Source organism: Photobacterium proteolyticum, from assembly GCF_001939735.1.
Taxonomy (GTDB): Bacteria; Pseudomonadota; Gammaproteobacteria; order Enterobacterales; family Vibrionaceae; genus Photobacterium; species Photobacterium proteolyticum.
The window spans coordinates 35,463-62,130 of sequence record NZ_MJIL01000088.1 but is presented as its reverse complement, the minus strand read 5'-3'; the positions used below and the strand labels follow the sequence as shown (position 1 = coordinate 62,130).

General features: G+C 46.6%; 20 protein-coding genes and 1 pseudogene. 13 read left to right on the top strand and 8 right to left on the bottom strand.

Translation table 11 applies throughout. The features are described from left to right. Positions 1-15: 15 nt before the first annotated feature. Both BIT28_RS19565 and BIT28_RS19560 read left to right on the top strand, forming a co-directional pair. Entirely contained in the window at positions 16-555 is a 540-nt protein-coding gene (locus tag BIT28_RS19565) for a P-loop NTPase family protein (protein ID WP_075766631.1), read from the top strand. Positions 556-1,049: 494 nt separating this feature from the next. Then, a complete protein-coding gene (locus BIT28_RS19560; protein ID WP_083651965.1) occupies positions 1,050-3,377 on the top strand; it encodes an immune inhibitor A domain-containing protein in 2,328 nt (775 codons plus the stop codon). Between the two features lie 90 nt (positions 3,378-3,467). Here the strand turns inward: BIT28_RS19560 and BIT28_RS19555 are convergent, their stop codons facing one another. The 3 genes from BIT28_RS19555 to BIT28_RS19545 all read right to left on the bottom strand — a co-directional run bounded on the left by BIT28_RS19555 (position 3,468) and on the right by BIT28_RS19545 (position 9,263). Beyond that, a complete protein-coding gene (locus tag BIT28_RS19555) occupies positions 3,468-6,146 on the bottom strand; it encodes an alpha-amylase family glycosyl hydrolase (protein ID WP_075766630.1) in 2,679 nt (892 codons plus the stop codon). Positions 6,147-6,280: 134 nt separating this feature from the next. Next, positions 6,281-7,726: a helix-turn-helix transcriptional regulator gene (locus BIT28_RS19550; protein ID WP_175577567.1), complete on the bottom strand. Its 1,446-nt coding sequence runs from the start codon at positions 7,724-7,726 to the stop codon at positions 6,281-6,283. A gap of 205 nt (positions 7,727-7,931) precedes the next feature. Then, on the bottom strand, positions 7,932-9,263 hold the full coding sequence (locus BIT28_RS19545) for a tetratricopeptide repeat protein (RefSeq protein ID WP_075766628.1): 1,332 nt from the start codon (positions 9,261-9,263) through the stop codon (positions 7,932-7,934). A gap of 119 nt (positions 9,264-9,382) precedes the next feature. On the opposite strand from BIT28_RS19545, the gene BIT28_RS19540 reads away from it, so the two are divergent. After that, a complete protein-coding gene (locus BIT28_RS19540; RefSeq protein WP_075766627.1) occupies positions 9,383-10,141 on the top strand; it encodes a TIGR01458 family HAD-type hydrolase in 759 nt (252 codons plus the stop codon). 554 nt (positions 10,142-10,695) lie between these two features. Next, positions 10,696-12,717, top strand: a complete 2,022-nt coding sequence (locus BIT28_RS19535) for a methyl-accepting chemotaxis protein (RefSeq protein ID WP_075766626.1) — start codon at positions 10,696-10,698, stop codon at positions 12,715-12,717. A 124-nt stretch (positions 12,718-12,841) separates the two neighbouring features. Here the strand turns inward: BIT28_RS19535 and BIT28_RS19530 are convergent, their stop codons facing one another. The 4 genes from BIT28_RS19530 to BIT28_RS19515 all read right to left on the bottom strand — a co-directional run bounded on the left by BIT28_RS19530 (position 12,842) and on the right by BIT28_RS19515 (position 16,934). Then, positions 12,842-14,389 (bottom strand): HAL/PAL/TAL family ammonia-lyase, encoded by a 1,548-nt coding sequence (locus tag BIT28_RS19530; RefSeq protein WP_075766625.1) that lies wholly within the window; start codon positions 14,387-14,389, stop codon positions 12,842-12,844. A 248-nt stretch (positions 14,390-14,637) separates the two neighbouring features. After that, positions 14,638-14,898 (bottom strand): phosphopantetheine-binding protein, encoded by a 261-nt coding sequence (locus tag BIT28_RS19525; RefSeq protein WP_075766624.1) that lies wholly within the window; start codon positions 14,896-14,898, stop codon positions 14,638-14,640. Positions 14,899-15,047: 149 nt separating this feature from the next. Continuing rightward, the gene (locus BIT28_RS19520; RefSeq protein WP_075766623.1) at positions 15,048-15,776 is read right to left on the bottom strand and encodes a beta-ketoacyl synthase chain length factor; all 729 of its coding nucleotides are present in this window, start codon (positions 15,774-15,776) and stop codon (positions 15,048-15,050) included. 186 nt (positions 15,777-15,962) lie between these two features. Next, the gene (locus BIT28_RS19515) at positions 15,963-16,934 is read right to left on the bottom strand and encodes a glycosyl transferase family protein (RefSeq protein ID WP_075766622.1); all 972 of its coding nucleotides are present in this window, start codon (positions 16,932-16,934) and stop codon (positions 15,963-15,965) included. Positions 16,935-17,532: 598 nt separating this feature from the next. Between BIT28_RS19515 and BIT28_RS19510 the strand changes: the two genes are divergently transcribed. From BIT28_RS19510 to BIT28_RS19490, 5 genes are all read left to right on the top strand, one after another. Further along, positions 17,533-18,273 (top strand): dienelactone hydrolase family protein, encoded by a 741-nt coding sequence (locus tag BIT28_RS19510; protein ID WP_075766621.1) that lies wholly within the window; start codon positions 17,533-17,535, stop codon positions 18,271-18,273. Between the two features lie 48 nt (positions 18,274-18,321). Further along, complete coding sequence (locus BIT28_RS19505) at positions 18,322-19,305, top strand: Gfo/Idh/MocA family protein (RefSeq protein WP_075766620.1); 984 nt, start codon at positions 18,322-18,324, stop codon at positions 19,303-19,305. 69 nt (positions 19,306-19,374) lie between these two features. Further along, positions 19,375-19,689: a heavy metal-binding domain-containing protein gene (locus tag BIT28_RS19500; RefSeq protein WP_075766619.1), complete on the top strand. Its 315-nt coding sequence runs from the start codon at positions 19,375-19,377 to the stop codon at positions 19,687-19,689. Between the two features lie 1,090 nt (positions 19,690-20,779). After that, entirely contained in the window at positions 20,780-21,523 is a 744-nt protein-coding gene (locus tag BIT28_RS19495; RefSeq protein WP_245823787.1) for an FRG domain-containing protein, read from the top strand. Continuing rightward, the gene (locus tag BIT28_RS19490) at positions 21,523-22,698 is read left to right on the top strand and encodes a DUF262 domain-containing protein (protein WP_075766618.1); all 1,176 of its coding nucleotides are present in this window, start codon (positions 21,523-21,525) and stop codon (positions 22,696-22,698) included. The genes BIT28_RS19495 and BIT28_RS19490 overlap by 1 nt, the downstream gene beginning before the upstream one ends. A gap of 139 nt (positions 22,699-22,837) precedes the next feature. Here the strand turns inward: BIT28_RS19490 and BIT28_RS19485 are convergent, their stop codons facing one another. Then, positions 22,838-23,470, bottom strand: a complete 633-nt coding sequence (locus tag BIT28_RS19485) for a hypothetical protein (RefSeq protein WP_075766617.1) — start codon at positions 23,468-23,470, stop codon at positions 22,838-22,840. Positions 23,471-23,648: 178 nt separating this feature from the next. Between BIT28_RS19485 and BIT28_RS19480 the strand changes: the two genes are divergently transcribed. The 4 genes and pseudogenes from BIT28_RS19480 to BIT28_RS19465 all read left to right on the top strand — a co-directional run bounded on the left by BIT28_RS19480 (position 23,649) and on the right by BIT28_RS19465 (position 26,208). Then, positions 23,649-24,008, top strand: coding sequence for a hypothetical protein (locus tag BIT28_RS19480; protein WP_075766616.1), 360 nt, complete (start codon positions 23,649-23,651; stop codon positions 24,006-24,008). A gap of 10 nt (positions 24,009-24,018) precedes the next feature. After that, positions 24,019-25,209 (top strand): annotated as a pseudogene (locus BIT28_RS19475) (tyrosine-type recombinase/integrase). 98 nt (positions 25,210-25,307) lie between these two features. Further along, the gene (locus BIT28_RS19470) at positions 25,308-25,625 is read left to right on the top strand and encodes a hypothetical protein (protein ID WP_075766615.1); all 318 of its coding nucleotides are present in this window, start codon (positions 25,308-25,310) and stop codon (positions 25,623-25,625) included. 82 nt (positions 25,626-25,707) lie between these two features. Next, positions 25,708-26,208 (top strand): hypothetical protein, encoded by a 501-nt coding sequence (locus BIT28_RS19465; protein WP_075766614.1) that lies wholly within the window; start codon positions 25,708-25,710, stop codon positions 26,206-26,208. Positions 26,209-26,668: the final 460 nt, after the last annotated feature.

Sequence of the window (26,668 nt, the reverse complement as noted above, 5' to 3'; positions counted from 1 at the left end):
GTGGAGTGAATAAGCATGAAAAGAGTATTAATTATTGGTAACTCTGGCTCGGGGAAGAGTTGGTTATCGTCCCGTTTGTCGTCATTATTGCAAATCAAAGAAGTCAATCTCGATAGCGTTGTCTGGGAGCCGGGAGGGTATAACCAAAAACGTTCTCAAGAATCAATAGACTTTGAGCTAGATAAGATCTCCACGCAATCGAGCTGGGTTGTCGAAGGCGTATTTGGCGCATTAGCTGAACAATTAGTCCCTATAGCCGATACACTAATCTTTTTGGATATTGAATGGGTTGTGTGCGAGCAATCGTTGTTATTGAGAGGCTCGGAGAGTTCAAAGCAATTGGATAGTGAATTGGCTGAAAAGAACTTCCAGGAGTTACTAAAGTGGGCGTCGGAATACGGTTTGCGAACATCTAAGAGTTCACATCAATATCATAGTCACCTGTTCGCAGAGTTTACGGGGAATAAAATCTATTTGTCTACCCGCGATGAGGTTAATGACTTTGTCTGTAGCCTTAAGAAAAATGTCGAGTGCCTCGAAAAACCGGCCCATTGATATTTGGCCAACAATGTAAAAAAAATTAGCATAATGGACTGAAGCAACCTGATGCTTCCTGAAGATAATAAATCTCTTTGTTAATAACGAGCTGTTGTGACCTATTGAAGCAGAGATAGTGTTTTACTGTTGTAAATCAATGTCTTGTTATGTATCGGCTTATGTGTGAGATTCTCTGTTGTAATAATTATTCAGAACCAATAACTAATAATCCGCATCTTTGTTTGTGATTAATTTTATTGATTGGCTGAATTGTTGATATTCTATTTTGCAGGATTATCTTACAATAATGTATTGTTTTGTTAACACCTTGATTTAAAGATACATTCTAGTTCATTAAAACTCTCTGACTCATCGCAAACTCTGTGTAAGGCTTTGAAAAAAAAGATCAATATCAAGTACTTTCGAAAAAGCTCTCGTTCGCAGTCAGCGTATTCCAGCTTGGTTGGCAAGAAGCTGCTTACGATTGCCTTCATTACATAAAGGACTAGATAATGATCACACAATTCAGCGTTTTTCGCAGTGCGCTAAATAAAGTCGCGCTTGGTGTACTGCTGGCAGGTGTTTCTGCCACTGCTATCGGCGCGCCACATAAGCATAGTCACTCTGTTGACCTTGGTATTGTCAATCAGGATAAGCTCATCAGTATGCTCAAAGCAGGTGGGAAAATTCCGGCGGATGCCAATGAAACGGAGGCAGTAAAAGCCCTTCACCTGTATCTTGAAGCAAACCATACCCATAGCGGTGAGCCGGGAGAGTTGGCTCAGTTTGAACAAATGCGCAAAGACCGTTTGCTCCAGCTAATGACCAGCGGGCATCAGCAGGTATCGGGCCAGACACAAATGTCCGAAGAGTCTGCGGTTAGCCCGGATAACGCCTGGAACGGCCCTGTGGTTCAGGACAAAATCTTAGCTATCTTGATTGAGTTTCCTGATTACCCGGCGAATAAGGTGACGCCGGAAGAAACGTCGAATTATTACCAAGACTATACCCCAAGCCATTATCAGAACATGTTGTTTGGCCCGGATGGTTATACCGGCAGCAACGGCAAGAACCTGATTTCCATGGTGCAGTTCTATAACCAGCAAAGTGGTGGTTCCTATACCCAGATTGGAGATGTGGCTGGCTGGTACAAGGCACAGCATCCGGCGGCATTCTATGGTGCGCAGCAGGGTTCCAATAATGATGTTAATGCCCGGGCACTGGTACGTGAGGCACTGGTTGCTGCTGCTGATCCAACGGTTAACCTGGCTGACTATGACCTTGAAGACCGTTATGACCTCGACGGAGACGGCAACTATCGCGAAGCGGATGGCCTGGTGGATCACATCATGATCTTCCATTCTGGTGTCGGGCAGGAAGCCGGTGGCGGTAACCTGGGCTCTGATGCTATCTGGTCGCATCGTTGGAATCTGGGGGGCGTGTTTGCCATTGAAGGTACCCAGGCCAGCGTACCGAACTGGGGTGGGTTAATGGCAGCTTACGATTACACCATTCAGCCAATCGATGCCGCGGCGGGAGTCGCTGCACATGAGTATGGCCATGATCTGGGGCTGCCTGATGAATATGACACTGTCTATGGCAAGGATGAGTATGGCACGCCGCCAGGAGAGCCGGTTTCCTACTGGTCTATTATGTCATCCGGTTCATGGGCTGGTTTGATCCCGGGTACGGAGCCGACTGGATTTAGTCCGTGGGCGCGTCAGTTCCTGCAAAATTCCTTAGGGGGTAACTGGCTGCACGGTGCTACCATTGAGTTTGCGGATCTGGCGGCAACACCGAAACCATATGTGCTTGATCAGGCTGCAATGAAAGGGCCCAATAATGATTATTTGCGGGTCAATCTGCCACCGAAGCGCATTAACCTGATAGCGCCGATCGGCACTAATTCGTTCTACTCGGGCCGAGGTAATAACCTGAACAATGTGATGTCTTTTGCTGTTGATTTGAGTGCAGCGGCAGAGGCGGCGTTGTCGTTCAAGATCCACTACGATATCGAAGGTGATTTCGATTATGGCCGGATCCTGGTTAATGGCCAGCCTATAGCCGGCTCGATCACTACCACCAATGATCCGAATGAAATCGGATTCGGAATTGGTTTTACCGGTAAGTCCGATGGCTGGACTGATGCAACCTTCGATTTGAGCGCCTTTGCCGGACAGCAGATTGAGATCAGCGTTCAGTACATGACGGATGGCGGCCTGATCAAAAACGGTTTCTGGGTTGATAACATCACTGTCGCCGCTGACGGCCAGAATACACTGCTTCTTGATGCTGAAAGCGTGCATCCGGAAGTGACCTATGCCGGTGTCGAGGTCAATGACGGTAACTTTGACTACGAGCACTACTATCTTGTCGAGTGGCGCCAGCACAAAGGTGTCGATTTAGGGCTGAGCCGGATCAACCGTAATAATCACATCATGACGTTTGATGCCGGTATGATGGTTTGGTATGTCGATACGTCACACACTGACAACGGTGTTGCCTCGCATCCGGGCGAAGGCTGGTTAGGCGTGGTTGATGCTGACCGTAATCCGCAGATCTGGAGTGACGGCACACCTGCAACGTCGCGCTATCAGGTGCGTGATGCAGCCTTTAACAGCAAGCCGGGGCAGCAAATCAATCTTGTCGACAGGGAAGGCAGAATACTGACCGATCCATACGTTGTGGCGAATCCGATGTTTGTTGACTGGGAAGATTACTCGAACCCGCTTCGCCCTGCGACTGGGCGCTTGACGCCGCACTACGGCATTCTGTTCCAGGTGGCCGATCAGTCTGAAAACGGTGATACGGTGACGATTAACGTCTCTAAGATCTGGTAAACAACCAAGCTTCTATTGCCAAAGAAGTACAATCAAATGCCGCCCGGTCAGGGGCGGCATTTCTTACGTGATAGCAAAGGTTCTAGTTTTTTACTCACTTAAAGTGATGATAGGGAGGTCATCCCAAATCTTGGGTTCTGCACTATCGTTACCAGTGAAATTCCACGGTCCTTTTTGGGTATCTAGCGGGCGGTAGACGGCCGATAATCCGTCGATATCCCATGTTGTGACATAGATGCTGATACCGTCTAGCGAATCGGGGCGGCCAAGCGCATCACTGGCAAAATCGAGATAAATGGCTCTGTTAGCCTTATCGACCGTGACAACAGGGGCGGGTGAGACTGCTTCTCCCCATGTTTGTGAGTCTGCTCCGGTTGAATTATAAATTGAGCTTTGCCAGCCAAATATCACGGCGTTTCGGTTCCAAGTGCCAGTGGGCATTTCGGCATTAAGCTTAGGCAGAGTGGTTAAGCCCTTTTCACTTTCATCGGGCAAGCCAAGAAAAACAGAAAAGCCGACATGATCAAAGCCATTGGGCGGTAACCAGCTGTTGGTGACGTTATCCATGGTCATTTTTAAGCGAACGTTGCTGCCAACGGTATAAACCTCTGCCTTTTCAATCGAGAGTTGGTTCTTGTCTTTATTGAAAGAGGGGTCTGTGGGTAGAGAATATGAACCGTATGGTCCGCCATTTCCATCTTGGGCATCGCCTGCATCATCAATGATTTTCTCGGGTGTGTCTGCCCATGACAGATCAGAAGTAAACGCAATATCTTTTGTTCCAGTTTTCGCTTCTGGGTAGTAAATCGCAAAGCGGTGCTGTTGTTCTCCGATAGCAAAATGACGGATTGAAATAGTCGTTTTCCAATCCCCGTTAGCATCAACAGGTATGTCTTTTGCCACGGCCAAGTTACCATCGACGACCAGTTTCAACATCGCATTGGGTGTGGCTGTCCCGGTAATTTCGGTGTTTTGTGTTATTACCGTATCTTTCCAGTCGTCATTTAGCTCGACGGTTGCCTTCGGGGTTTCGGCATTACCTGCTCTGGCTGTTTTGAAATAAATCGCTGCAGATTTTGGTGCAAGTTCAAGGCTGACTTCACCATGACTATTGGTTGTGAGTGTTTCTGGTGCGGTTTGCCAGTTAGATTGAATTTTCCGTTCAAAAACCGCTCCAGCACCTTGGTCTAGATCTAGCTGGTTTAACAACATAGGGGATGAAGAGGTGTTCATGACCACGAACGCTTCATCATCATTTAGACGGCGAGTGAAACTGAATATTCCGGCTCCGGCTTTATCACTGGCGATGACTTTCAATTCACCTCGTGTTAAGACTTTGTTCTCAGTCCGAAGCTGAGCCAATGATTGTATAAATTGGTACATTTTATTGTCTGAATCGAAAGAATCGGCAAGTTGACCATCTGTACGGTAGCCGCCGTTAAACATACTGTCTCGGCTGTTGACGATGGCTTGCTCAGTACCCTGATAGATAACCGGAATACCGGGTACTGTCATCATGGTAATCAAAGCCTGCTGCATATCTTCCGGGCTAGCCTGGGACAAGAAGCGCGGCATATCATGGTTGTCGATGAAGTTAGGCATGATGTAAGGGTTAGGGAACATTTCCATCATGCGCTCTAGACGAAAGCGTAAATAATCCGTTGGTTGGCCTGAGGCAAAAACACGGGTCATGGTGGTCTGCAGAGGGAAGTTTAAAACAGACGTTAACTGAGCCGGAGAGCCACTCTCACCAATATAGGTGAGCATTTTTTCTTCACCTTCTGTCTGGTACGGTGTCGAGGCTTCAAATACTTCACCAAAGGTTAGGAAATTATCACGGCCTGTTTCTTTGGCTTGCGATAAGACGCCGTCTTCACTGTGGAAAAAGTCATTCCAGAAATCGTGATCGACAAACTTTGCGGTATCTACTCGATATGCATCTACACCAACGTCTTTGATCCATTTGCGGTAGCTTTCTTTTAGGTATTTTCTGACTTCTGGATCCGAGGTATTGAGATCATCCAAGTCAGAGAGTTGCCATGTTTTTTCTTGTATCGGATTATTGTGATCGGTAATGCTTGGTGTCCAATGATAACTACCTGTACCGTCGTCTTTGCACTGATTCTGGTTCAATGGGTATGGTAGGGGTTGGTTCGCAGGCAATGCACTTTCAATGAGACGGAAACCGGTACAAGGGTTTGAAGCATCATAATTGTACGGGTTATCGTAGGTAAAAAAGTTACCAACATGATTGGTTACAATGTCTTGAATAAGGAACATATTTCGGCTGTGTATTTCACGAGAAAGCGCTTGGTAGTCTTCTAGGTCCCCGAAATGCTCATCCACTTTCTGAAAATCACGCGCCCAGTAGCCATGATAACCGCCGTAGTTTTGTTCAGAATCCCACCATTGATTCGCCACCGGGGGAGTGATCCAGATAGAGGTTGCCCCTAAGTCCTGGATGTAGCTAAGTTGCTCGGTTACGCCTTGCAGATCACCACCGCTGAACTTCTTGTCTGATGTCGGATCATATTCATTCTTGCCTTGGTCATTATTCTGGCTATTACCATCGTTAAATCGATCGATCATCAAGAAGTAGATGATCTGGTCTTGCCAGTCAGGTGATGCAATCTGATTATCAACTGGCGCCACAGCGTTATTGTCTTTTTCGATAGCCTTACTGTCTGAGTGACAACCGGTAAGAGCAAGTGCTATCGATAATGACAAAAACTTAATACTATTCAATGAATTATGTTTTTTGTTTTTCACGTTTAAAATTCCCGTCTACAAATCTGCGTAAACAGTAATGGAAATTTAATACGATGAGAGTGTCACTTTGCGCCAATTTTTTGGTAGTGGCGTGTCATCTGACGATAATTTTGAGCTTGTTATCATTAATGTGGCTATGACAACGGTGAGTTGAATAGGTAGCCTTGTTGATAATTATCACAGCGTAGATGTTCGCCTTGCTGTGAAATGAATTCAAAATGACATTTCTGAGGGGGGGCGGTCAGAAATGTAGATAGAGACCACGATGAAAAGTGATGGTTTTGGGCCGATTTTGTCATTGCCCAGTGGTTGTTTTCTTGAGTATCAATATGGCAATGGATGGTCTCAATATCTGGCAGGCGGCATGCTAGCTGTATAACAACACGAAAACCGTTCATTTCGGGAACCACGACAAGGACTGGAACGACAATAATAGGATGACCTAACAACATAGGCTCGTCGACAAGAAAGTTGCGTTGAAGGTTATCATCGATGAATTGATTGCCGTCGACTTCGTAACATAAGCGAAAACGCAATGGGTGGGCGACAGGTAGATTTGCCGTTGACCAAAGTTCTATGCCATCAGCCAGAAAGTAATCAAAAAAGGCCGGGTATCGGCGCCAGACACCATCTCTGTCTTCACATTCTACCGCTACTTTTTTTTCAAACGCGATGTTATCAACTTCAATCCAGACTCGACCACTTTGGCCTTGTTTGCCTGTACTCGATTCGACCACGGCTGTCGCATAGTGCAACCTGATGGGGTTCTTTTGTTGGATGACTCGATTGGTTCGGCATTGCTCACGGTACACTTGGGGCGAAAATGGATACCATTTTCGAAATGCGCGGTGGAAGTTCGAAGGGTCATCATAACCGAGTTGGTTTGCGATACTGGAAACGCTAATTTGTGTATCGGCAAGCAGGCGTAAAGCGATGGATTTTTTCTCGTTATCAACCAGTGTGGTGAAGTTGATCTGTTTTTCGTGTAGGCGCCGTTGCAGTGTTCTGGGTGATAAGCCGAGATGAACGGCTAAGTCGGATAAACGTAAAGGTGAACTGATGTCATCATGGATATGTTTTTTCAATCGGCAGACCAGATCTTCTTTCTCAATACGGACGTGCTGTAGCAGCAAAAAAAACTGTTTGGCGAGAGAAAATAATTTGGGATCGGGGGTCGCATTAACCTGAATTTCTTGATGGTCAAAATGCAATAGCAGCGACTCACCGTATTCGCCGCGAATTAAAGAGTTGCGTTTGCTGGGGGTTTGCTGCCAAGTATGCGTTAAGTTAGTAAATGTGGAGATGTGCTCGAGTAAATCTTGGGTCAGGTAGTGAACCCACAAAGGTAATTCAGTGTTTGTTCGTGATTTAAAATGTAGCGATAGGCCGTCGAATCGGGAGGTTGGTTCAACATAGATTGAACGATCGTACAATGATACCGACTTGCTCCACCAAAGTAATCCTTCTTTGATTGTTGGGGCCGTTAACAGCAAGAGGTGTTGCAGGGAAAGTAATTCCTCAATGTGCCAATGATCATGGCCAATGCGAAAATAGGAACTGCCAACGGCTTGAGAAAACATTACTGAGAAAGACTTATTGGAACTCACGGCTTTTCCCTTGTCAGGATTACATGCGTGCATTTTAGCGAAACCATAACACTGAAGCATGACTTTGTTTCAATTTGTCCTGTGTCAAAGGGGGGATGAATTTAGGGCTGAGCCGAATCAAATACCGTCCATTAGAGGGCGGCATTGTATTTCTCTCAATCAAAATTTTTCTAACTTTCTATCGACTAGTGCTCCCGGCAGATGATGCTCTGGAAAGAAAGCTTAGGTTCATTATGCTATGGGGCTTTAGTGCCAAACGCTCGTTGGCAAGCGCTTGAGCCAGATCCGTCAGATTACCTCGCAGGGCGGCCTCGGTCAGCGTCCAGTCGATGATATCGCGTTGAGCATGGCTACCCCCGAAGCTATTGGCAATGTAGCGAGCTTTGTAGAGGTGATCTGCTGCGGTTTTATAATCGCCATGCCAGAATGCCTTGAAGCCCTCAATCAGCGGCAATCCGGTTTGTCGTGCCCATAGTTCCACTTCGTTTCGTGGGGTGTTTTCTTGCAGGAAGGTTGTCAGGAGCCGTTCGACTTCGTCATGTCGTCCTGCGCCCAGATAGGCCATCACGGCATGCCAGTCGTTAAAGGGGTAGAGTTTGCCATCGGCATGTTGATCCCACACCTTCGCCAGTTCCTGCCAGCGGTCTGCAACTTCACAGCCTGATAATTCCAGTCGCCATAGCAGTGCCGAGGCATCAACCATATCCAAGGCGACACTGCTGCGATCCTTGCGAACCTGTCCGTCATAAAGTGCCAGTGCGGTTTCGGGCTGTCCCAGATCCAGATGATAGAGTGCCAGATGCCACCAATTGTGAACTTTGAAAAAGTTATCATCACCGGACCAGTAGGGCTCTCGGGTTGTCATCCAGCCAATACCGTCCTGAACCCGCCCCTGCATCTCCATCACGTGGGTAACGGCATGGTGTGCCCAGCAGTCGAGGGGCTCCAGCGCAATAGCCTGTCGTCCGGTTTCTTCTGCCTTGGCATAATGGCCGCACTCTTCCAGGCCAAACGAATACATGCCGAGAACGATAGAGTAGCCAGGAGTTTCTGGCGACCAGTGCTTTAATACCCGGGCCATACGATCGCGCAGGTTCCTGGCATTTGCCCGGTAGAAGTCGATTAAATGGCCAACCTGTAAGCCAACAAGATCCTGCGGGTAAGCGGCATTATGGTGATCCAGAGCAATGGCCGCCGCGGTCCAGTTACCGCTGAGTAATTGGTTCAGGGTAGCAATATGGGAGTACTCTCTTTTGTTGAGAGAGAGCACTTTTGCTTTTTCAAGGTATTGTTGAGCCGCAGCATTAGCGGCTGGCTCTGTCGCCATAGCATAAAGATACGCATTGAGAACATAAGCCATCCCGAATCCCGGGGCCTGTTCGGTGGCATTGTCCAGCAGGGTGAAAGGGTCGCCTCGATAAAGGTTGAAGGTGGTGACAGCCTGATTGTAGAGCTCAACCGTTTCCGGTGTGGCACCTGATAAATGATTACCTTGTTGATCGGATAGCATAGCTGAACCCTCCTGAGTGATGTTTCTACTCGTCGGTGCTATTCCACAGGTTGGGATTGCTTAAGTGTAGTCGAATCGCGGCCGTGGCTATACTTACCCTAAAGATAAGGGATCGACGGATGTATCAGGCACTGTTTTTTGATATCAGTGGCGTTCTGTATGACGGGGAGCTGGTGATTCCCGGCGCTGTAGAAGCCATCGCCCGAGCACAGGCCAGTGCTCTTGAGGTGCGCTTTGTCACCAATACTTCCCGCAAAACCTGTACTCAAATATATCATGACCTGCTCGGCTTTGGCTTTTCGTTAGAACCGGCGCAGATCTTTACCGCCCCTGTGGCTGCCAAGGCATTGCTCAAGCAGCATCACTGGCGCCCTTACTGTCTGGTTCATGACAATATTCGATCTGAATTTGCCGAGCTTGACCTGCCCGATCCCAATGCCGTATTTATCAGTGATGCAGAATCAGGGTTCTGTTACGAAGCTCTGGATAAGGCATTTCAGCTATGCCATGCGGGGGCGCCGCTCATCGGTATCGGTCTGAACCGCTATTTCAAGTCAGACGGAAAGCTACACCTTGATGCCGGGCCGTTTATTCGGGCGATAGAATTTGCCGCTGCCACTGAGGCGATAATTGTTGGCAAGCCATCGGCTGACTTCTTTGCCCAGGTGGTAAGGTCGGTAGCGGCACCGGCCGACAAGGTACTGATGGTTGGTGACGACGTCTTCGGTGATGTTGAAGGGGCGCTAAATGCCGGGCTGAAGGCGTGTTTGGTAAAAACAGGCAAGTATCAGCCCAGTGACGAGCTGTTGGTCAAGGAGCCGTTCCTGTGCGTCGACTCAGTAGTCGAAGCGGTTGATTGTGCACTGCGAGTGGCATGATTTCATTCCATGACACGAGATAAAAAAATCCCATTATTAACATTGCAATTGATAAGCTCATGTTTTTTATATGATAAATAAGTTTATCCACAAAAACAGTGGGTAACTTTATGGTAAATGTCACAGCGTGTTGATGGTTTATTGAGCGTTTAAAACAAAGGCAACCTATAGCTCGCTTGTTGCAGGTAGCGCAGTATTGGCGGGTGCTCATACCATTGATGATTTATATGGCTTTTACCTATGGTGTTTTAACACTGATTTATCTCGGTGTTAACATGCAAATCATAGACTCAGGGCACTGACTTACATTGCATACTCATCACAGTTGATAAACTATGTGCCACATAAGCTTAAATATGCATATATATTGCATCTAATAATCTGTTTTATAAGTGGTTTACAGAGTGTTGCTGAAAAGGATTGCTGATGTGGGGGAGTATGGTTTGAGCTGGATCATAAATCCTTATAGTATGCGCCAAAAGCATTTTGGCATAGTTGTTGCCTTTGCTATTTTGTATAAGAAATGAAAAAAATTATAACGTTAAGGTTGCACTATGTTTAACCCTACCCGTGCTTTGAATATTCGTACGACGCTGATAACTGTCTTCGTTATTCCTACTCTTTTGCTACTCATTTTTATTGGGATACAAATTAAAAATGCCAATGAACAGCTAGTCAATGCCGAGCTTTCCCAGGAAACGGTAGAGCTATTCAACCTCTACGATAATGTCGCGCACCAGTTTGCGGTTGAGCGTGGGCTTACTGCCGGTGTGATTGCGGCGAAAGGGCAAGGCAAGCAGCGTGACGCTCTGCAAAAACAGCGTGGTGCCGCAGATGATGCCTATAATAGTTTGCTGGCATTTCGTCCTGAAACTCTGGATCCTGCCGTGGTATCGACCTTGCTGAGTGAGGTCAAGGCGCAGTTGGACAAACGACAGAATATTCGCTCTCAGGTAGACAGCCTTAACTTGGTTGATTCTCCTTTTGCGTATTACTCGAACGTGAACCGCTTGTCGCTGGATAATCTAGCGATTGTGATGTCGCTGGTGAGTAACCGTGAGCTCAAGCAAGAGCTACAAGGTTTGCTGTCCTTGCTGGTTATCAAAGAGCAGGCCGGTATGGCGCGAGGTGCGCTAAATGGCACTTTCGCAGGGAAAAAATCAACACTAGACAGATATGCGCAGATCTCAACCTACATTAAAGCGGAAAGCTATGCGCTAAGACAGGCGGAGATGTTGCTGACCGGTGAGCATCTTAAGCAGCTGCAGGAAACTACCCGTAACTCAACCTGGCAACAGGTTATGGATATCCAGCAGCAGTACCTGGCTCAGAAAAATAACCTGTCGGCGATTAATGGCCCGGAGGCATCAGCCTGGTTTGCGCTGGCAACAGAGCGCATCGGAATGGTGAAAAAGGTACGTGACAGTTTAGCGGCTGCCATCAATGACAAAGCGATTCAGGACAGCGCCGATGCCAGCATGATGCGGATGGTATATATCGCCGTGACGCTGCTGATTGTACTGCCACTGATCCTGCTGACGATTCGGGTGGTGAACAATGTGCGCCGTCGGGTCGAGAGCTTTACGGCACAGCTAGACAAGATGGCTTCCAACAAAGATTTGACTATTCGTCTGTCGGATGGAAACCGGGATGAATTTGGTGAAATTGCCCAGCATTTCGACCATCTGGCAGTGAGCCTGGGTGAAACGCTGAACAAGGCACATCAGGTGGCTAGTCAGACTGAGAAAGAAATGGTGGCGATGGTGGCTCTGGTCAATCAGGCCCACAATGCCAGCGAGCAGACTCACATGCGCTGCGATAACATTGCAACCGCAATGACAGAAATGGCCCAGACCAGCGAGCAGGTTGCGGAGATCACCGTCGATGCCCAGCGCGGAACGGATTCGGTGAAAGACAATGCCGAGGCATGCCATAAGCATAGTGAGCAGTCATTTACGTCGACGACCACATTGCTTGAGAGTGTCAACCAGACCTTCGATTGTATCGAGACGCTGGAGAAACAGATGGGCAATGTGTCGGAAATTCTCGATACCATAAATGCTATCTCCGAGCAGACCAACTTGCTGGCATTGAATGCGGCCATTGAGGCGGCACGTGCGGGTGAGCAGGGTCGTGGCTTTGCGGTTGTGGCTGACGAGGTACGTACGCTTGCCCAGCGCAGTAAGCAGTCGACAGAAGATATTCGCCAGTTGCTGAGCGGCATCGGGCAAAATGCCAAAGACTCTTTTGATAATATGCAGCAGAGCCGTGAAGCCAGCTACGAGACTCAGGAAGTCGTTTCTGATACCAAGTCACTGGTTGAAAACCTGATAGTGACGGTGAACGAGATAGCGGAATTCAATGCCAGCATTGCCACCGCTTCCAACGAGCAATCGCAGACGGCGAAAAGTGTCGATACCGATGTCGATGATCTACTGGAAATGGCCGATAACACCAAGAAGACGATTGTTGATATTCAACAGGAGATGGAGCTGGTGAAATTGCGAATGACCGAGCTGGTGGATGAGGTGAACAAATTTACCATCGACGATCCGAGTGTCGAGATTAGAAGGTAACTTGTTACTTGCTTGAACAGAGCATATTTTGAGTAAACCAACACCGGGCACTTGCCCGGTGTTTTTTTGTCTGGTGGCCTAACAGGTAGGATAGACAATGACCATGAAGTTAGTGGGTAGTTACTTAGTCAAACATTTTCCATGACTGCTGCTGGATCTTGCTGATGAACAAGCGTAGATCGCCTTCTAGCGGACGGTCTTCGTTAACCACCTCGAAGTCCTTCAGAATAGAACTCTGCATTGCCTGTAGGGCAGGGCTTAGATGACTGTCATCCAGCTCACCCTGTTGCTTGCGGATCTCCAATGCCTGGGTAGCGGCTAGCAGAGAGGCCGATGCGACTTGCTCGGTAAGTTCAAGCACCCGCAGGCAGTCGCGAGAGGCAATTGTGCCCATACTGACCTTGTCCTGGTTGTGGCACTCTGTCGAGCGCGAGAATACGCTGGCAGGCATGGTGTGCTTAAGCGCTTCGGCCGTCCATGCCGAGATGCCGATTTGTACGGCTTTGAAACCATGGTTGATTGGCTTGCGGCTGCCGGTGGCACCCGTCAGGTTGAACGGCAGACCATTGTTGAACTTGTAGTCCATCAGTTGAGCCATCTGGCGATCGAGCAGATCGGCAATATTAGCGATAGCTGTTTTGAGTGTGTCCATGGCCATCGCGATGTGGCCGCCATAGAAATGGCCGCCGTGAAGGACGCGCTCGTTATCGCCGTCGATGATCGGGTTGTCGTTCGCACTGTTGAGTTCATTTTCAATCAGCTGGCGGATCCACGGCAGGCTGTCTTGCAGGGCACCGATGACATGAGGCGCACAGCGCAGCGAGTAGCGATCCTGCAGGCGGTCGCTGTTGCGCGGTGGCTTGGCTGCTTGCAAATCAGCACGTAACCAGCTGGCAATCTGCTGCTGTCCAGGGTGAGGTTTGACGTCAAATAATGCTTCGTCAAAGTGGAAATCATTCCCCTGGATACCAACTGTAACCATAGAGGTGATACGGGTGGCTAGCTGGGCCAAATACTCGGCACGCTTGTAAGCCAGGCAGGCCAGGGCAGTCATGACCGAGGTGCCGTTCATTAATGCCAGCCCTTCTTTGGGTTTGAGCTTGATTGGGCTTAAACCGAGTTCGGCATAGACTTCTGCCGTCGGGCGGACTTCGTCTTTATAGAGTACTTCACGCTCGCCGATAAGGGCGGCGGCAAGGTAGGACAGCGGAGTCAGATCGCCGCTGGCACCGACCGAGCCTTCCTGCGGAATACGGGGTGAGATGTCATGATTGACCAAGGCCACGATCTGATTCAGCAGATCACGGCTGACGCCCGAAACGCCTTGTGAGAGTGAGCATAGACGGGTTGCCAGTACGGCGCGGGCCTGCTGGTGGTCGAGGTGTTCACCCAGACCGCAGCCATGGAAACGTGTTAAGTGGAGTGGCAGTTCGTCGACCAGCTCGGGCGGGATCGCGACGGTACAGGAGTCTCCGTAACCTGTCGTGACACCGTAGATCACTCCTTCTTCTTTTAGTAGGCGCTCAAGAAAAGCCGCTCCCCGGTCAATTTTGCTCGTAAATTCTGGCGAGCTGTTTAATGCTGCCGGTGCCCCGTTGGCAATGTCGATAACATCTTCGATAGTCAGACGATCGGCACCAAAGAGGATAGAGTCTTGAGTATGTACAGTCATGTTGATTTTCCACCTAAGTGTAAGAATATTAAGCGCTTATAGCGATATTAACGGTTAGAACATCGTATATGTTATGCGCCGGGTTGCGTATTGGTTGGGGAGTGTTTTTCGAGTCTTGTCACGGAGAAGTTTGGTTGTTTAAGTAATCAACAGGATGTTTTGGGGGAAGTTCTGGAAAAAAAAGAATAACGATGAGGAATACCGCCAGGGAGAGTGACTACCTAACGGCATTCCTGCTGCAAAGCTTATTAAGCGACCTTGGCTGCAGAGATAAATTCTGCCAGAGTGGCGACCGAGGCAAAATGCTGTCGCGCATCATTATCATCGGCATTGATGGCAATGCCGTAGCGCTTCTTGATAGCCAGCCCGAGTTCCAGCGCATCAATTGAATCCAGCCCCAGGCCGTCATTAAACAGAGGGTCGTTGGTGCCGATATCATCGACGGTAATATCTTCAAGGTTGAGTGAGTTGATGATGAGTTTCTTAAGTTCGGTATGTAGTTGTTCCATAGCCAGCTGATTCCTGATTATTTATTTAAGTTGTTGATTTAATGTGTTTCGCATTCAAATTGTGCCATAACGACTTAAATTCAAAACCGCTAGAGGCAATAAATTCGAGTCAATTAACAATGTTGATAGTCATTGCTGTATATCGTGATTTACGTAATGGATCGCTGCCAGTGCCACAGCTGTGATCCGGTCGCTATCGTCCAGGCAGATTCATTACCGACCAGTTGGCTGATCACCGTGAGTGTTTGCGGATGAATAGGGGACATGGGCGCTTTCTGGGGCTCCCAGCTTAGCTGGTAGTCGTTACCGCCAGTCAACAGTAGCCCTAAGGCATAGCCATGGTACTTGCCATGGTCAAAATCGCGGAAGGGCTCGGGGAGCGGCTCGTCAAAATCAACGACCAGTACGGTATGGCTCGGAAATTCAGCCAGGTAGGCAGCCGCTTCAATCAGGGCACTATGCAGCGTGTTCGCACCGGATGCCAGTGAGACGGCCGGAACCGGACGTTTGGCCGCAATGGTGAATAATCCGGAGGCTGTGTTATGTACTGACTGGGAAAAAATGGTCGGTGACGGGCTTTCTCCCTGCAACGTTTCCTCAATCAACGGAATTGAGCGTGTTAGTTCTCCGTGGCGGCTGGCGAAAATGATGTAGTCGATGTCCTTGTCCTGGGTAAGGCTGAGAGCCGTTTGCAGCGCCAGTTTGCTCAGGCTGCTGGTGCGGCGCCGCATCATCGGCGGGATCAGATTGGCCGGGGCGGCAGGCGGATCTTCAGGCCAGGTCATATCGAGTTCGGCCCAGGTTTTCCATTTATCGAGATCGGTCAGACCGGGCGATAGCGCTTCCCAGTCAATTAGCTTAAAAGAGATGGTGTTCATGACAATATAGCCGTTGGTTATAAAATTATGGCTATGGTTGCATATGATGTAGGGACGTTCCCAGTGATGCTGGTTATATTATGAGTCACCTCACTGTTTGTTTGTTGATTTGTTTGGCATTTTACGGGGAATAAAGTGAACCCGCCCTATTCTTCTTGCAGGTAGGGCGGGCAATTGAGAGGGTTATTATTGGTGGCGGGTATCCCACCATTGCTGTGCCTGAATGAGGGCCGATTGCTGATTAGGGCAGACCTGCATCATTTTTAGGACAATGGCCATGGTCGATACGACGGCATGGGTTCCGTAGTTGTTTTCCACCTCGCCACTCCAGACTTTCTGCAGGTACTCGCCGCTGATTTCTCCGTGTTTGCCCGAGGAACCTTCAAGAAATGTCGGCCATTCTTCCTCATAAATCTGCCCGCTTGAGACACCTGCTATCCGGCAGGCAGTACGTGGGCTGCGTTCACTCTCACCCCCCTCGCCTTTGAAGGCCACCATATTGGGATCGCCGACCAATGCTGCTGCCTGGGCATGGAGCTTTTCATAACCCTGATGGAAAATACCGTGGATAGCAAAGGTTGCTGATGATGGGTTCAGGGCGCGAGCCACCGTATTGAGCGGGGTTCGCAGGCCAACTTTGCTCCGTAGCGCCAGAAGATCGACCAGTGGCTCACAATAGGCCGACAACGGGACATAGCAGATATCATCGTGAGCTAGGATGACTTTGGCTTCTTCGGGGGTATTGGCTTGTCTGATCCCTAATGCCGGGCAGGCAGATTCTATCTGGTACTTAATCGCGTCGACTGCGGCGTGACCGTGCAACAACACCCGGACGCCGTTTTGAGCCAGTAGTTTGGCTGCCAGCAGTAGCCATGGCGGCTGGCGTCGTTTACCGGCAAAACACGGCCAGTCGAGATCGATATCGAGATCTTGCCAGTCGTCATCGATATGGTCTCGTAGCGCCTGAATATAGCCGGCGGCTTCTTCGCCAGTTTCACAACGAACACGTTGCAGCATCAGCAGAACGGCCAGCTGCAACAGATCTGCTTTCCCGTCAATGTACATAGACAGCGCTTCGCGCGCTTCTTCCTGGGTGAGCGGCCGACGGCCCTTCTCACCGCGACCGACATGTTTGATAAATTCTGAAAAGGCTGGCATTTCAATCCCTGATTTTTTGATTTATTCGAATAATAGTATACCCAAGCAACCTCAAGATGCTCGTTTCAGCGAGAATTACTTGGGTTGTGGCCGGGCCGCGCAGGCTAGGCACCGATTAGAAAATCTAGTGGTNATAATAGTATACCCAAGCAACCTCAAGATGCTCGTTTCAGCGAGAATTACTTGGGTTGTGGCCGGGCCGCGCAGGCTAGGCACCGATTAGAAAATCTAGTGGTTCTAAATTAATAATCGGTAACAACGCATAGAAGCCCCTATCTACTTAAAAGAACTGGAACTCGCCCTTTGGGAGTGAGCCAGCGAACCCATTTCTGTGTCAAATAACGTTGAAAGGGAATAGCCATTCCTACCGTCATTTTCCTTGAACTGAGTTCACTGGTCTCACTCTGAATCCTGCATCTTGAGGTAGTTTGGGTATATACCCAAACACCGCCAGGGTGCAGGTTTTGAAAGTGATATCAGTAAGTTCTGTCTAAGGTGGAAGTGAGGGATAGCCGCTTCGGCAACTTCATTTCGTCTGCTGCCAATCATCTACACTGAAAGAACTGTGCTGAATTTAGGACTGACAGAAGGTGGGCCGATGAATCTCAAACTCGTGACAATAGTAATGACCTTGCTGTTTTCTCTTCCTGCCTGGGCGGAAGGGCGTGCTGTTAGCTACAAGGTCAATGGTGAGGATTACGAAGGATATTATATTTCACCTGATGCCAAGGCCCCTCTGGTACTGCTGATACATGACTGGGACGGCCTGACCGATTACGAGGTCAAGCGGGCTCAAATGCTGGCCGAGGAAGGCTATGCGGTATTTGCCGCCGATTTGTTTGGTGCCGGGGTGAGGCCGACCAAGGTTGAGGATAAGCGTCAACATACCGGTGAACTGTATAAAGACAGGAATAAAATGCGGGAATTACTCATTGGTGCCATGACAATGGCCGACTCGCTCGGGGGCAATACTGATAATGCCGTCGCCATGGGCTACTGTTTCGGCGGGGCTGCCGTGCTGGAAATGGCCCGCTCTGGTGCCGAGATGAAAGGGTTCGTTACCTTTCACGGTGGATTGAAAACGCCCAAGGGACAGGATTACTCGAACACCAAAGGCAGCCTGCTGATCATGCATGGCGGAGCCGATCAGGCCATTCCGATGAGTGATTTTGCCGCCTTGTCCCAGGAGCTGGAAAAGACGTCGCTTGATAACGAGATGATTGTCTATAGCGGCGCACCCCATGCGTTCACCGTCTACGGCTCGGATAATTACCGCGAGAAGGCCGACTATAAGTCGTGGCAGCGTTTTCTGACCTATCTTGGTGCAGTAATTGATTGATTTATAGGTACTTGTTCTGCATGCTGTATGCCATAGAAGGAGCGTAAGATGAACAAGTACCAAGACAAAACGATACGTTGGGGGATCATTGGCTGCGGTAACGTGACCGAGGTAAAAAGTGGCCCGGCCTATCAGCAAGCCGAAGGGTTCGAGCTGGTTGCTGTAATGCGTCGCGATGAAGCGAAGGCCCGGGACTACGCCGCGCGCCATGGTGTAAAAAAATACTACACAGACGCCGAGCAGCTGATCGCCGATGACGAGGTCGATGCGGTGTATATTGCCACCCCGCCTGACAGCCATCGGTACTATGCCCAGAAGGTTGCTGCGGCAGGTAAGCCGTGCTGTATCGAAAAGCCGCTGGCACCGAGCTACGAGGATTGTCAGGCCATTGTTGCCGCCTTTGAACAGCAACAGCTTCCCTTGTTTGTGGCTTATTATCGTCGTTCCCTGCCGCGCTTTCAGCAAGTGAAGTCATGGTTAGAGGCCGGGAAAATCGGGGATATCCGCCATGTCAGCTGGCACCTGAGCAAGCCGGCCAACCCGCTCGATTTGTCCGGAGACTATAACTGGCGCACCGATGCCGCTATTGCTGCCGGCGGCTATTTCGATGATCTGGCCAGCCATGGGCTTGATCTCCTGATCTATCTGCTGGGAGAGGTACAACACGCCTCCGGATTTGCCGTTAATCAGCAGGGGCTATATTCCGCCAGTGATGCCGTAACGGGGTGCTGGGTGCATCAAAATGGCATAACGGGTTCGGGAAGCTGGAACTTTGGCTCGGCGAAGCGAGAAGATCGGGTAGAGATCATTGGCAGCCAGGGCAAAATTATGTTTTCTGTCTTTGACGAAGCCCCAGTATGTCTTGCCAACCATGAAGGTGAACAGAGCCGGTTTATCGACAACCCTAAACATATTCAGCAATACCATGTGGCAGCTATCGACAGGGATTTGCGAGAGCAGGATCGCCACCCGTCAACAGGCAAGACCGCAACCCATACTAGCTGGGTGATGGAACAGATCCTGGGCCGATAAGGGCTGAACCTTTCTGTTTGCGGCTAGTCAAAAAATTTAAACACTGTTTTTATTAAAAGGAATGGATTTATGCTGTGTGTTACTACACCGGATGTCGCCCATCGAGAGATTAAGGAAGTTTTAGGTACCGTCACTGGAAACGTGGTCCAGTCCAAGCATGTTGGTCGTGACATCATGGCGGGTTTCAAGACCATCTTCGGCGGCGAGATCCGCGGCTACACCGAGATGCTTACCGAAGCGCGCGAACAGGCATTGAGCCGGGCAATCGGGGAAGCCGAAGCCATGGGCGCCGATGCCATCGTGAATATGCGTTTCACAACCAGTGCGATTATGCAGGGCGCATCCGAAATATTGGTTTATGGTACTGCGGTGAAGTTGAAGTAGTTTATTCTCAAAATATCTGAAATAAGTCCTGCCGGACAGGCAGTAAGAAATGATTACGCACGGTTATAACGCAAAGACGTACGTTTCAAAGCCTCCATTAATCGGGGGCTTGGTTTTTTATTGTAAAGGCAAACTTTCACTCATAATCGCTTGGTCCGCAGTTCAAGTCTGCGAGGGGCCACCAGATTCCGATAAGGCTTATGGAGAAATCCGTAAGCCTTTTTTCGTTTTGGTCCTTTCCATATCCGGTCCGCAGTGACTTCCGGTAAGCTCCTTTCCATTAGCACCAGCGAAATCTATCAGCGAGTTTCCATCAGCCTGCATTTCCAGCTGCAACCCGATAGCGCATATCATAAGCCATATTCGTCTGTGTATCTGATTCCCTTACCAACTCCATACAACACCTAACCGATTCACAGTGGGCAGAAAAACAGTGAGTGGTTACCAACAATTTTATTAACCAACATCCGTTCCCTTAGGTTCAAGTTATTAATATATAGATGATTTAGTAACCTAAATGACATGGACTGAGACTAAGGACAGGAGACTCAGCCAGAAAAGCAGAACAGTATGGATGTTGAATGATGATGACCAATTACCCCGGATGGTAATTGGTCTGTTATCTCTCAAATCATTCAGTCCCTTACCTGTTAGGAACCACTCACACCGCCAGAAACAGGCATTAATCTTTAGACTGATATTAATACTCAGATCCGTGTTCTGTTCGTCAGGGGTGATTCTGAGGGCAATCAGCTATGAGTCTGGGGTGAGATTCTGCTGAGTAGATAGTGATGGGGTTAGCGGGAGATTTTCTGATGTGATTCTGTCGTCGACGACGACGGTAATAGACTTAAAATCGCAGCCAAAGACCGGAGGAAGACCGGACCGACGACAACGTCAACGAAATCACTAGAAAACTATGCTGTGAGATCCAGGTGGTGTAAGGGCTGAGCGATGGTTGCAGGGCCAGTCTAGTGTGACCGACCCAGCGACTTAGGATTTAGGTGGTTGAAGTTATTTGTTGTTAATGTTGCAATGCATGCGGAAAGGTGTAATGTACTGATACATATAGAAATTACAGGGGAATGGTGTGAGCGAAAAAATAACCAAATTGAGTCAGTATATGGAGTTCGTCGAAAACTTATCTCCAGATTTCTCTTTGTCTCGCGGACAATCAAAAAACTATCCCTTGCTCCCATCTGCACTACGTCTTGAAGATGGAAAGAGAAAATACACCAAGCGGGCAATTAACAATTTTCTGAATAACTTTAAAATTAATTCATACCAATATATGTCTAACCCATGGGATGTCAAAAATGACATAGAGTGGATGCTATATGCTCAACATTATGGTGTTCCAACAAAGTTAATGGACTTTACTACATCCCATGTGACATCTTTGCTTTTTGCAGTAGAAAAAGCATTTTCTAGTAATGATGAAAGCGATGCAGTTGTCTATTTTTTAAATCCAAATGAATTAAATAATAAGAATAAACAACAAAGCAAAATAATCACTATTGATGATAGTCTTAGCTTTAATAACGACGATCATGAAGGCCCTTTTGTTATTCAAGCTAGAAAAATAAATCCTAGAGTAAACGCACAAAAAGGGTTATTTGTTCTATTCCAAGATGATGATTGTCCTCTTGAGGATACTGTAACCGACAACATTCTGAAGAAATTAATAATCGACGGTTCGGAAAAACGAGAAATTTTATCCTCCCTTTATAGCATGGGAATAAACTTTACTCATATCTATCCAGAGTTATCTTCTGTAGCAAAAGATATTGTTACTCAACAAGATATCTTGGATTACCAAAGAGAGGAAAGATAATGTTAGATCAGTTTAGAATTAACCCAAAAAATACAAACATGTCTTTGCAGGTAATCAAAGATAGAATAGACAAAGGATATGAGTTACAAGAGTTTGAAAAAGACACTCTGAATAAGGAAGAACAATTAAAATATAATGATGCAATTATTATTGCTCCAGATTACCAGAGAGAATATCGATCATCAGCTGCAGATGAAAGCTCCCTGATTGAATCAATCTTATTAGGAATCCCCATTCCCCCTATTTTCTTAGCCAGCCAAAGAATAAAAGGGGTGCCTGTATTGAATGTAGTTGATGGTCAACATCGCTTGAGGGCATTTTATCGATATCTGACAAATGAGTTTAAACTCAAAGATCTCGGGATTTTAGAGGATGGCTATGAAGGGAAGTACTTTTCTGACTTAGAAGTTGAAGAGATGAATATTATCCAAAGTAGTGACATCTCAACAATCACATTTCGGGACTTTCCTGGAGAGAATTTTGAACTAGAAATATTTAGTCGTTATAATAGAGGAACTAAGCCATTAACTCCTCAAGAAATACGCCATGCTGTATATTCTTCTAAAGTTAACGACATGGTTAACGAGTTTTGCAAAAACCTTCTCAATGAAAAAGAAGATGAGTTTTTATTAAAGCTGAAGTCGGCTTATGCTGTTTCTAAAGAAAGATATCAAAAGAAAAAAGTTCAAGAGAGTATCTTTGTCATTCTAAGCATTCTTGAGAATGGAATAGAGCAAGATTCTAAAAAATCCCCTGAATATGCTGAAAGTTATATGAAGGAAAAGAGTTCCTTAGAAAAAGGCAAAGATGATGGATATATAAATAACGCTCTAAGTATAACTAAAAACAAATTCAATAAGTTTAATAAGATCATTGATAAATTAGGAAACTCAACAAAAAACCCATTTTCCAAAGAAATATACGGGATATCAAGCAGAGGAAATAAGTTCCAAGTCTCTATATCTATGATATTAGCTTCTGTTTTTAATGCTATAGAAGGAAAAGTGGATATTGAGTACTTAATGAAAGATGAGGTTTTTGCGAATTTTCACTCTAAAGTTAGTGAAAGTTTAGCAAACTCATATCTAGAAGATCCTAATTACAATGCATCTACAACAAATCCTGATAAAATAAAAGATCTAACAAAAGAGATCGTGGACATTTTGGATTTCTAATTTAGATTTGATATTGGCTCATTGATTATTACCAATGAGCCTTGTTTATATTTATAATTACTTTATTTTCAATTGGTTAAATTTCTCACCAGCAACCAGTAGCATTTAAGCAGAATTATTTACAAGGCCTGATAGTGTTTCAACTCTCATCTTGATCATCAATAAAGCTCACATCACGCACTAACTTGTTGGCTAAGATATCACCTAGAATAGAATCATCAAGTTTGCCTTGCGTAATACTTATAAGGTGTTTAGATAAACCAGACAAAATGTTTGCTTTCATATTTTTCTTTATTTCTTCAAAACAAATATCTGGTGTGTCTAACAAGCTATCACGATAAATGAATATCGCCCCTTTCCATTTTCCCTTAGTTAATTTTGCCCCCAGAAAACGCCCTTTTTTTCCAGTACAGTTGGGAAATGCTTTTCGATGGTAATACGCCGAATCTACTCTATATGGTTCATATCCATTATCTTCAAAAAACTCTGGTAGTAAAAAAGTTAGTTCATCGCTTTCAAGTAGGCTAAGATCGCCATTTAACTCAACTCTTAAAATATAACTATACCAAGCGTGCTCATTAGTTTCGGGGAGGTTAGTTACCTCAAAACTGACGTCCCATAATTTATCTGTCATTGGATGATTATCAACGTAAAGCCTAATTAATTTTCTAACAACAGAGCTAGGTGATTCACCATCCATTGTACAAAGAGACTTCAGTTTATTATCAAGAACATCATCAATTCTAACTCTAACAATATTTTCTTTAGCCATTTCCCTCTCCTTTCAAAGGCCACGTTTTTCATTTTGTGTCACGATGCTAACAATAAAGCCATCGTGGTTCAAATTGTATTTTGTGCCACGGGAAGCGGAGGGAATTGCGAATAATACGAAACACCAATAAAATCAAATACATACTAAATCTGTGATATTGATTATCATGGAGTAAATTATGATTAAGCTAACCAATCTTCAACAAATCTCAACCCTGCCAATCACCACCACGTTACAAGAACAAGTCAAATCCATACTCACAGCACCATTTCACGATGCAGCAGAAACCCAACAAGTATGGGATGAGCTGCAATGTGAACTCTGGTTCCTAACCTCACTTTCTGATGCATTTGCTGACGTCGTCGACGTAGAGCTACTTGAGCGTGCACTGACTTACACCGAATTCGAAGACGACCTAGATTACGGAGCAGTACTTTCCTTGAGCATCGTCGAGGACAGTGGCAAGGGAATCTACCTTCTGATGCTAAAGACATTGCTAACCGAATTACGCCAACATTTCTCAATCTCGAATGAGTAAGGGGGTCGTTATGCAATCCCGAAAATTCAAATTCAACAAGCGGCAAATTGACTCATTACCGCCGACGCCGTCGACGAGTCGAAGTCGAGAGACTGAGTACACGGACGAACTATGCTCAGGTCTCAAGCTAATTATTAATAGGCAAAACCGTAAACGCTTCTTATTTCGATATACCTATTTTGGGGTAAAGAAATCGATCCAGCTAGGTGAATTTCCTGGGCTTGATATTGCTACGGCCAGACAGATTGCCAATAACCATAAACGGGAAATAGCTCTCGGTAATGATCCCAAGGCAATTAGAGATGAAAAACGTAATGTTCTTACCTTTCAGGAATTCGCAGAACAGCATTACTTAATTTATGCCAAGGTCAATAAGCTTACAGCCCAAAGTGATGAGGGTAACCTCAAGCTGCATTTCTATCCGAAATGGGGCAAGAAAAGCATTACTGATATCGGTCAGCAGGACATTCAGAAGTTGTTGGATGGATTACTCGAAGGTAGGAAGCCAGCCACGATAAACCGTCTACGTTCCCTCGTCCTCCGTATGTTCAGATTAGCAATGGAGTGGGGATTCGTGGACAAGAATCCCGGTCAGTACATAAGGAAGCTCAAGGAAAACAATGTACGCCAAAGATTTCTCTCTCGCGCAGAGGTATCATCCTTCATCAAAGCTTGTAACGAAGAGCCTAATCGCACTTAAGCCAATGCATTGAAATTCGCTCTGCTAACGGGAATGCGTATCGGGGAAATTACCAACTCGAAATGGGACTGTCTTATCGTCGACGACGACGGCAATTGGAGCCTATTTCTGCCACACACTAAGTCCGGACTATCGAGGACTGTCCTACTCAACCATCTAGCCAAGGAAGTCATTTATGATCAACGACGATTTCAACAACCGAAGAACCCCTATATCTTTGCCGGAGATGCTCCCGGTAGACCTATCGCTCATCCAAAGAAGGCATTTGCCCGAATCAAGAAAGCAGCGGGGATTACTGACAACTTCAGAATTCATGACTTCAGGCATAGCTTTGCCTCGATCCTGATCAACAGTGGAAATGCGACTCTATATGATGTTCAGCATTTATTGGGGCATCAAAGTCCTCAAACTTCGACTCGTTACGCCCACCTTTCCAGTTCGAGGTTAAGGGAGGTCAGTGCGAATGTGGCAGAGTTGGTTGGTGACTTGAGCGTCAACTAACTCAACAGTTTTGGTACCTACATGTTATATAGGTACCATTTATGCTCTATTTGTTTTATTATTCAGCCACTTAAAATTATGGAAAACTAAGAATAACAATGAAGTATTTCGCATTGCTAGCTGTGTTCATGCTTGGGTGTACTAATCAGGCCGCCAATATAGAGAAAAGTGTTTCAGAGCTAACTCCTGAGACAAAAAATGCGATAGCAATATGTTCAAGCCAATTTTCTGATGAGCAAAAAGTTTTTTTAGAAGGGCAATACTTGGAGGAAAAAGCAAGAATCTCAGCTGGTACCAACAGTACAAGCAAAGGTCTAGTTGTTGACCAATCTAACATGACTGGTCAGGAAAAATTAGAACTTATAAAAATGTACCACACTTGCGTAAACTCCCATTTGCAAAAAAAAAAATCATGAGTTAATCATAACAAAATCATACTTGCAGCCTTGGCAACTGTTCTTTACTAACAAACCTTTAGCATTCTTATCTGTGGATGTTATGAACCTGTCAAATGAATCTATTTTAATCACATCAGCAGAGGTATCATTGGTTGATACCAATGGAAAGCTAAAACGTGAAGGGCAGCGAGGAGCTGCATTGTCTTTTCTGCCTCAAGATAATGAACCTGTTTTGATCGCTCCGGGCAAAAAAGAAACAATAAGCATTCGAATTGGCTTCCAACTGGAAGGGTTAATCCCGATTCTTGATGATATGAAGCTTGAACAGCAGCCTTATTTTCCTCCTGCTGATGAACAAGGCGACGTTAGACGAGTTCACGCATCTATGTTAGTTCACTACATGAATACCTATATAAAAGAAACGTACGGTAGTGATGCATCAATAGAGGTCAAACTATATTCTGGTGTAAAAACCAAAATTCACTCCAGAGTATTTCGGTTAGCGGAAGGTGGTGATTTGTTTGATCACTCAGGGAACATTGACTGGTCAGCTTTTTTAGGTGAATTAGCGCATATCAAACAAACTTGGCGCAAAAATTAACATTATTAGGCACCATATCCCCCCCCCACACTCTAAAATCCTAAGTCGCTGGGTCGGTCACACCAGACTGGCCCAGTAATCCCTCTCTAGCCCTTGTGCTACCTGACTTCCCTGATTTTTTCTTTTCGTGATTTCTTCGTCGTTGTCGTCGTGCCTGTCCTCTGCCGGTCTTTGGCTGCGATTTTAGGCTGATTATGTAGATTTTCTCGACGGCGACGACGGTAGATTAGTTGTCTGTCTGAGATTAATTTGGCCCAGTAATTCAACTCACCTGACACTACCACCAGAACCCTATGTGATCCGCTCTGTATCAGTCTGTCGTTAGAGTTTTGCTGATCTGAGCATGAATATCAGTCTCCGAGTTACCTGCTGAATCTGGCCGTGTGAGTGGCTGAGGTTAGGGGAGAGGTTGATTGCATTGAGAGATAACAGACCAATTACCATCTGGGGTTATTGGTCA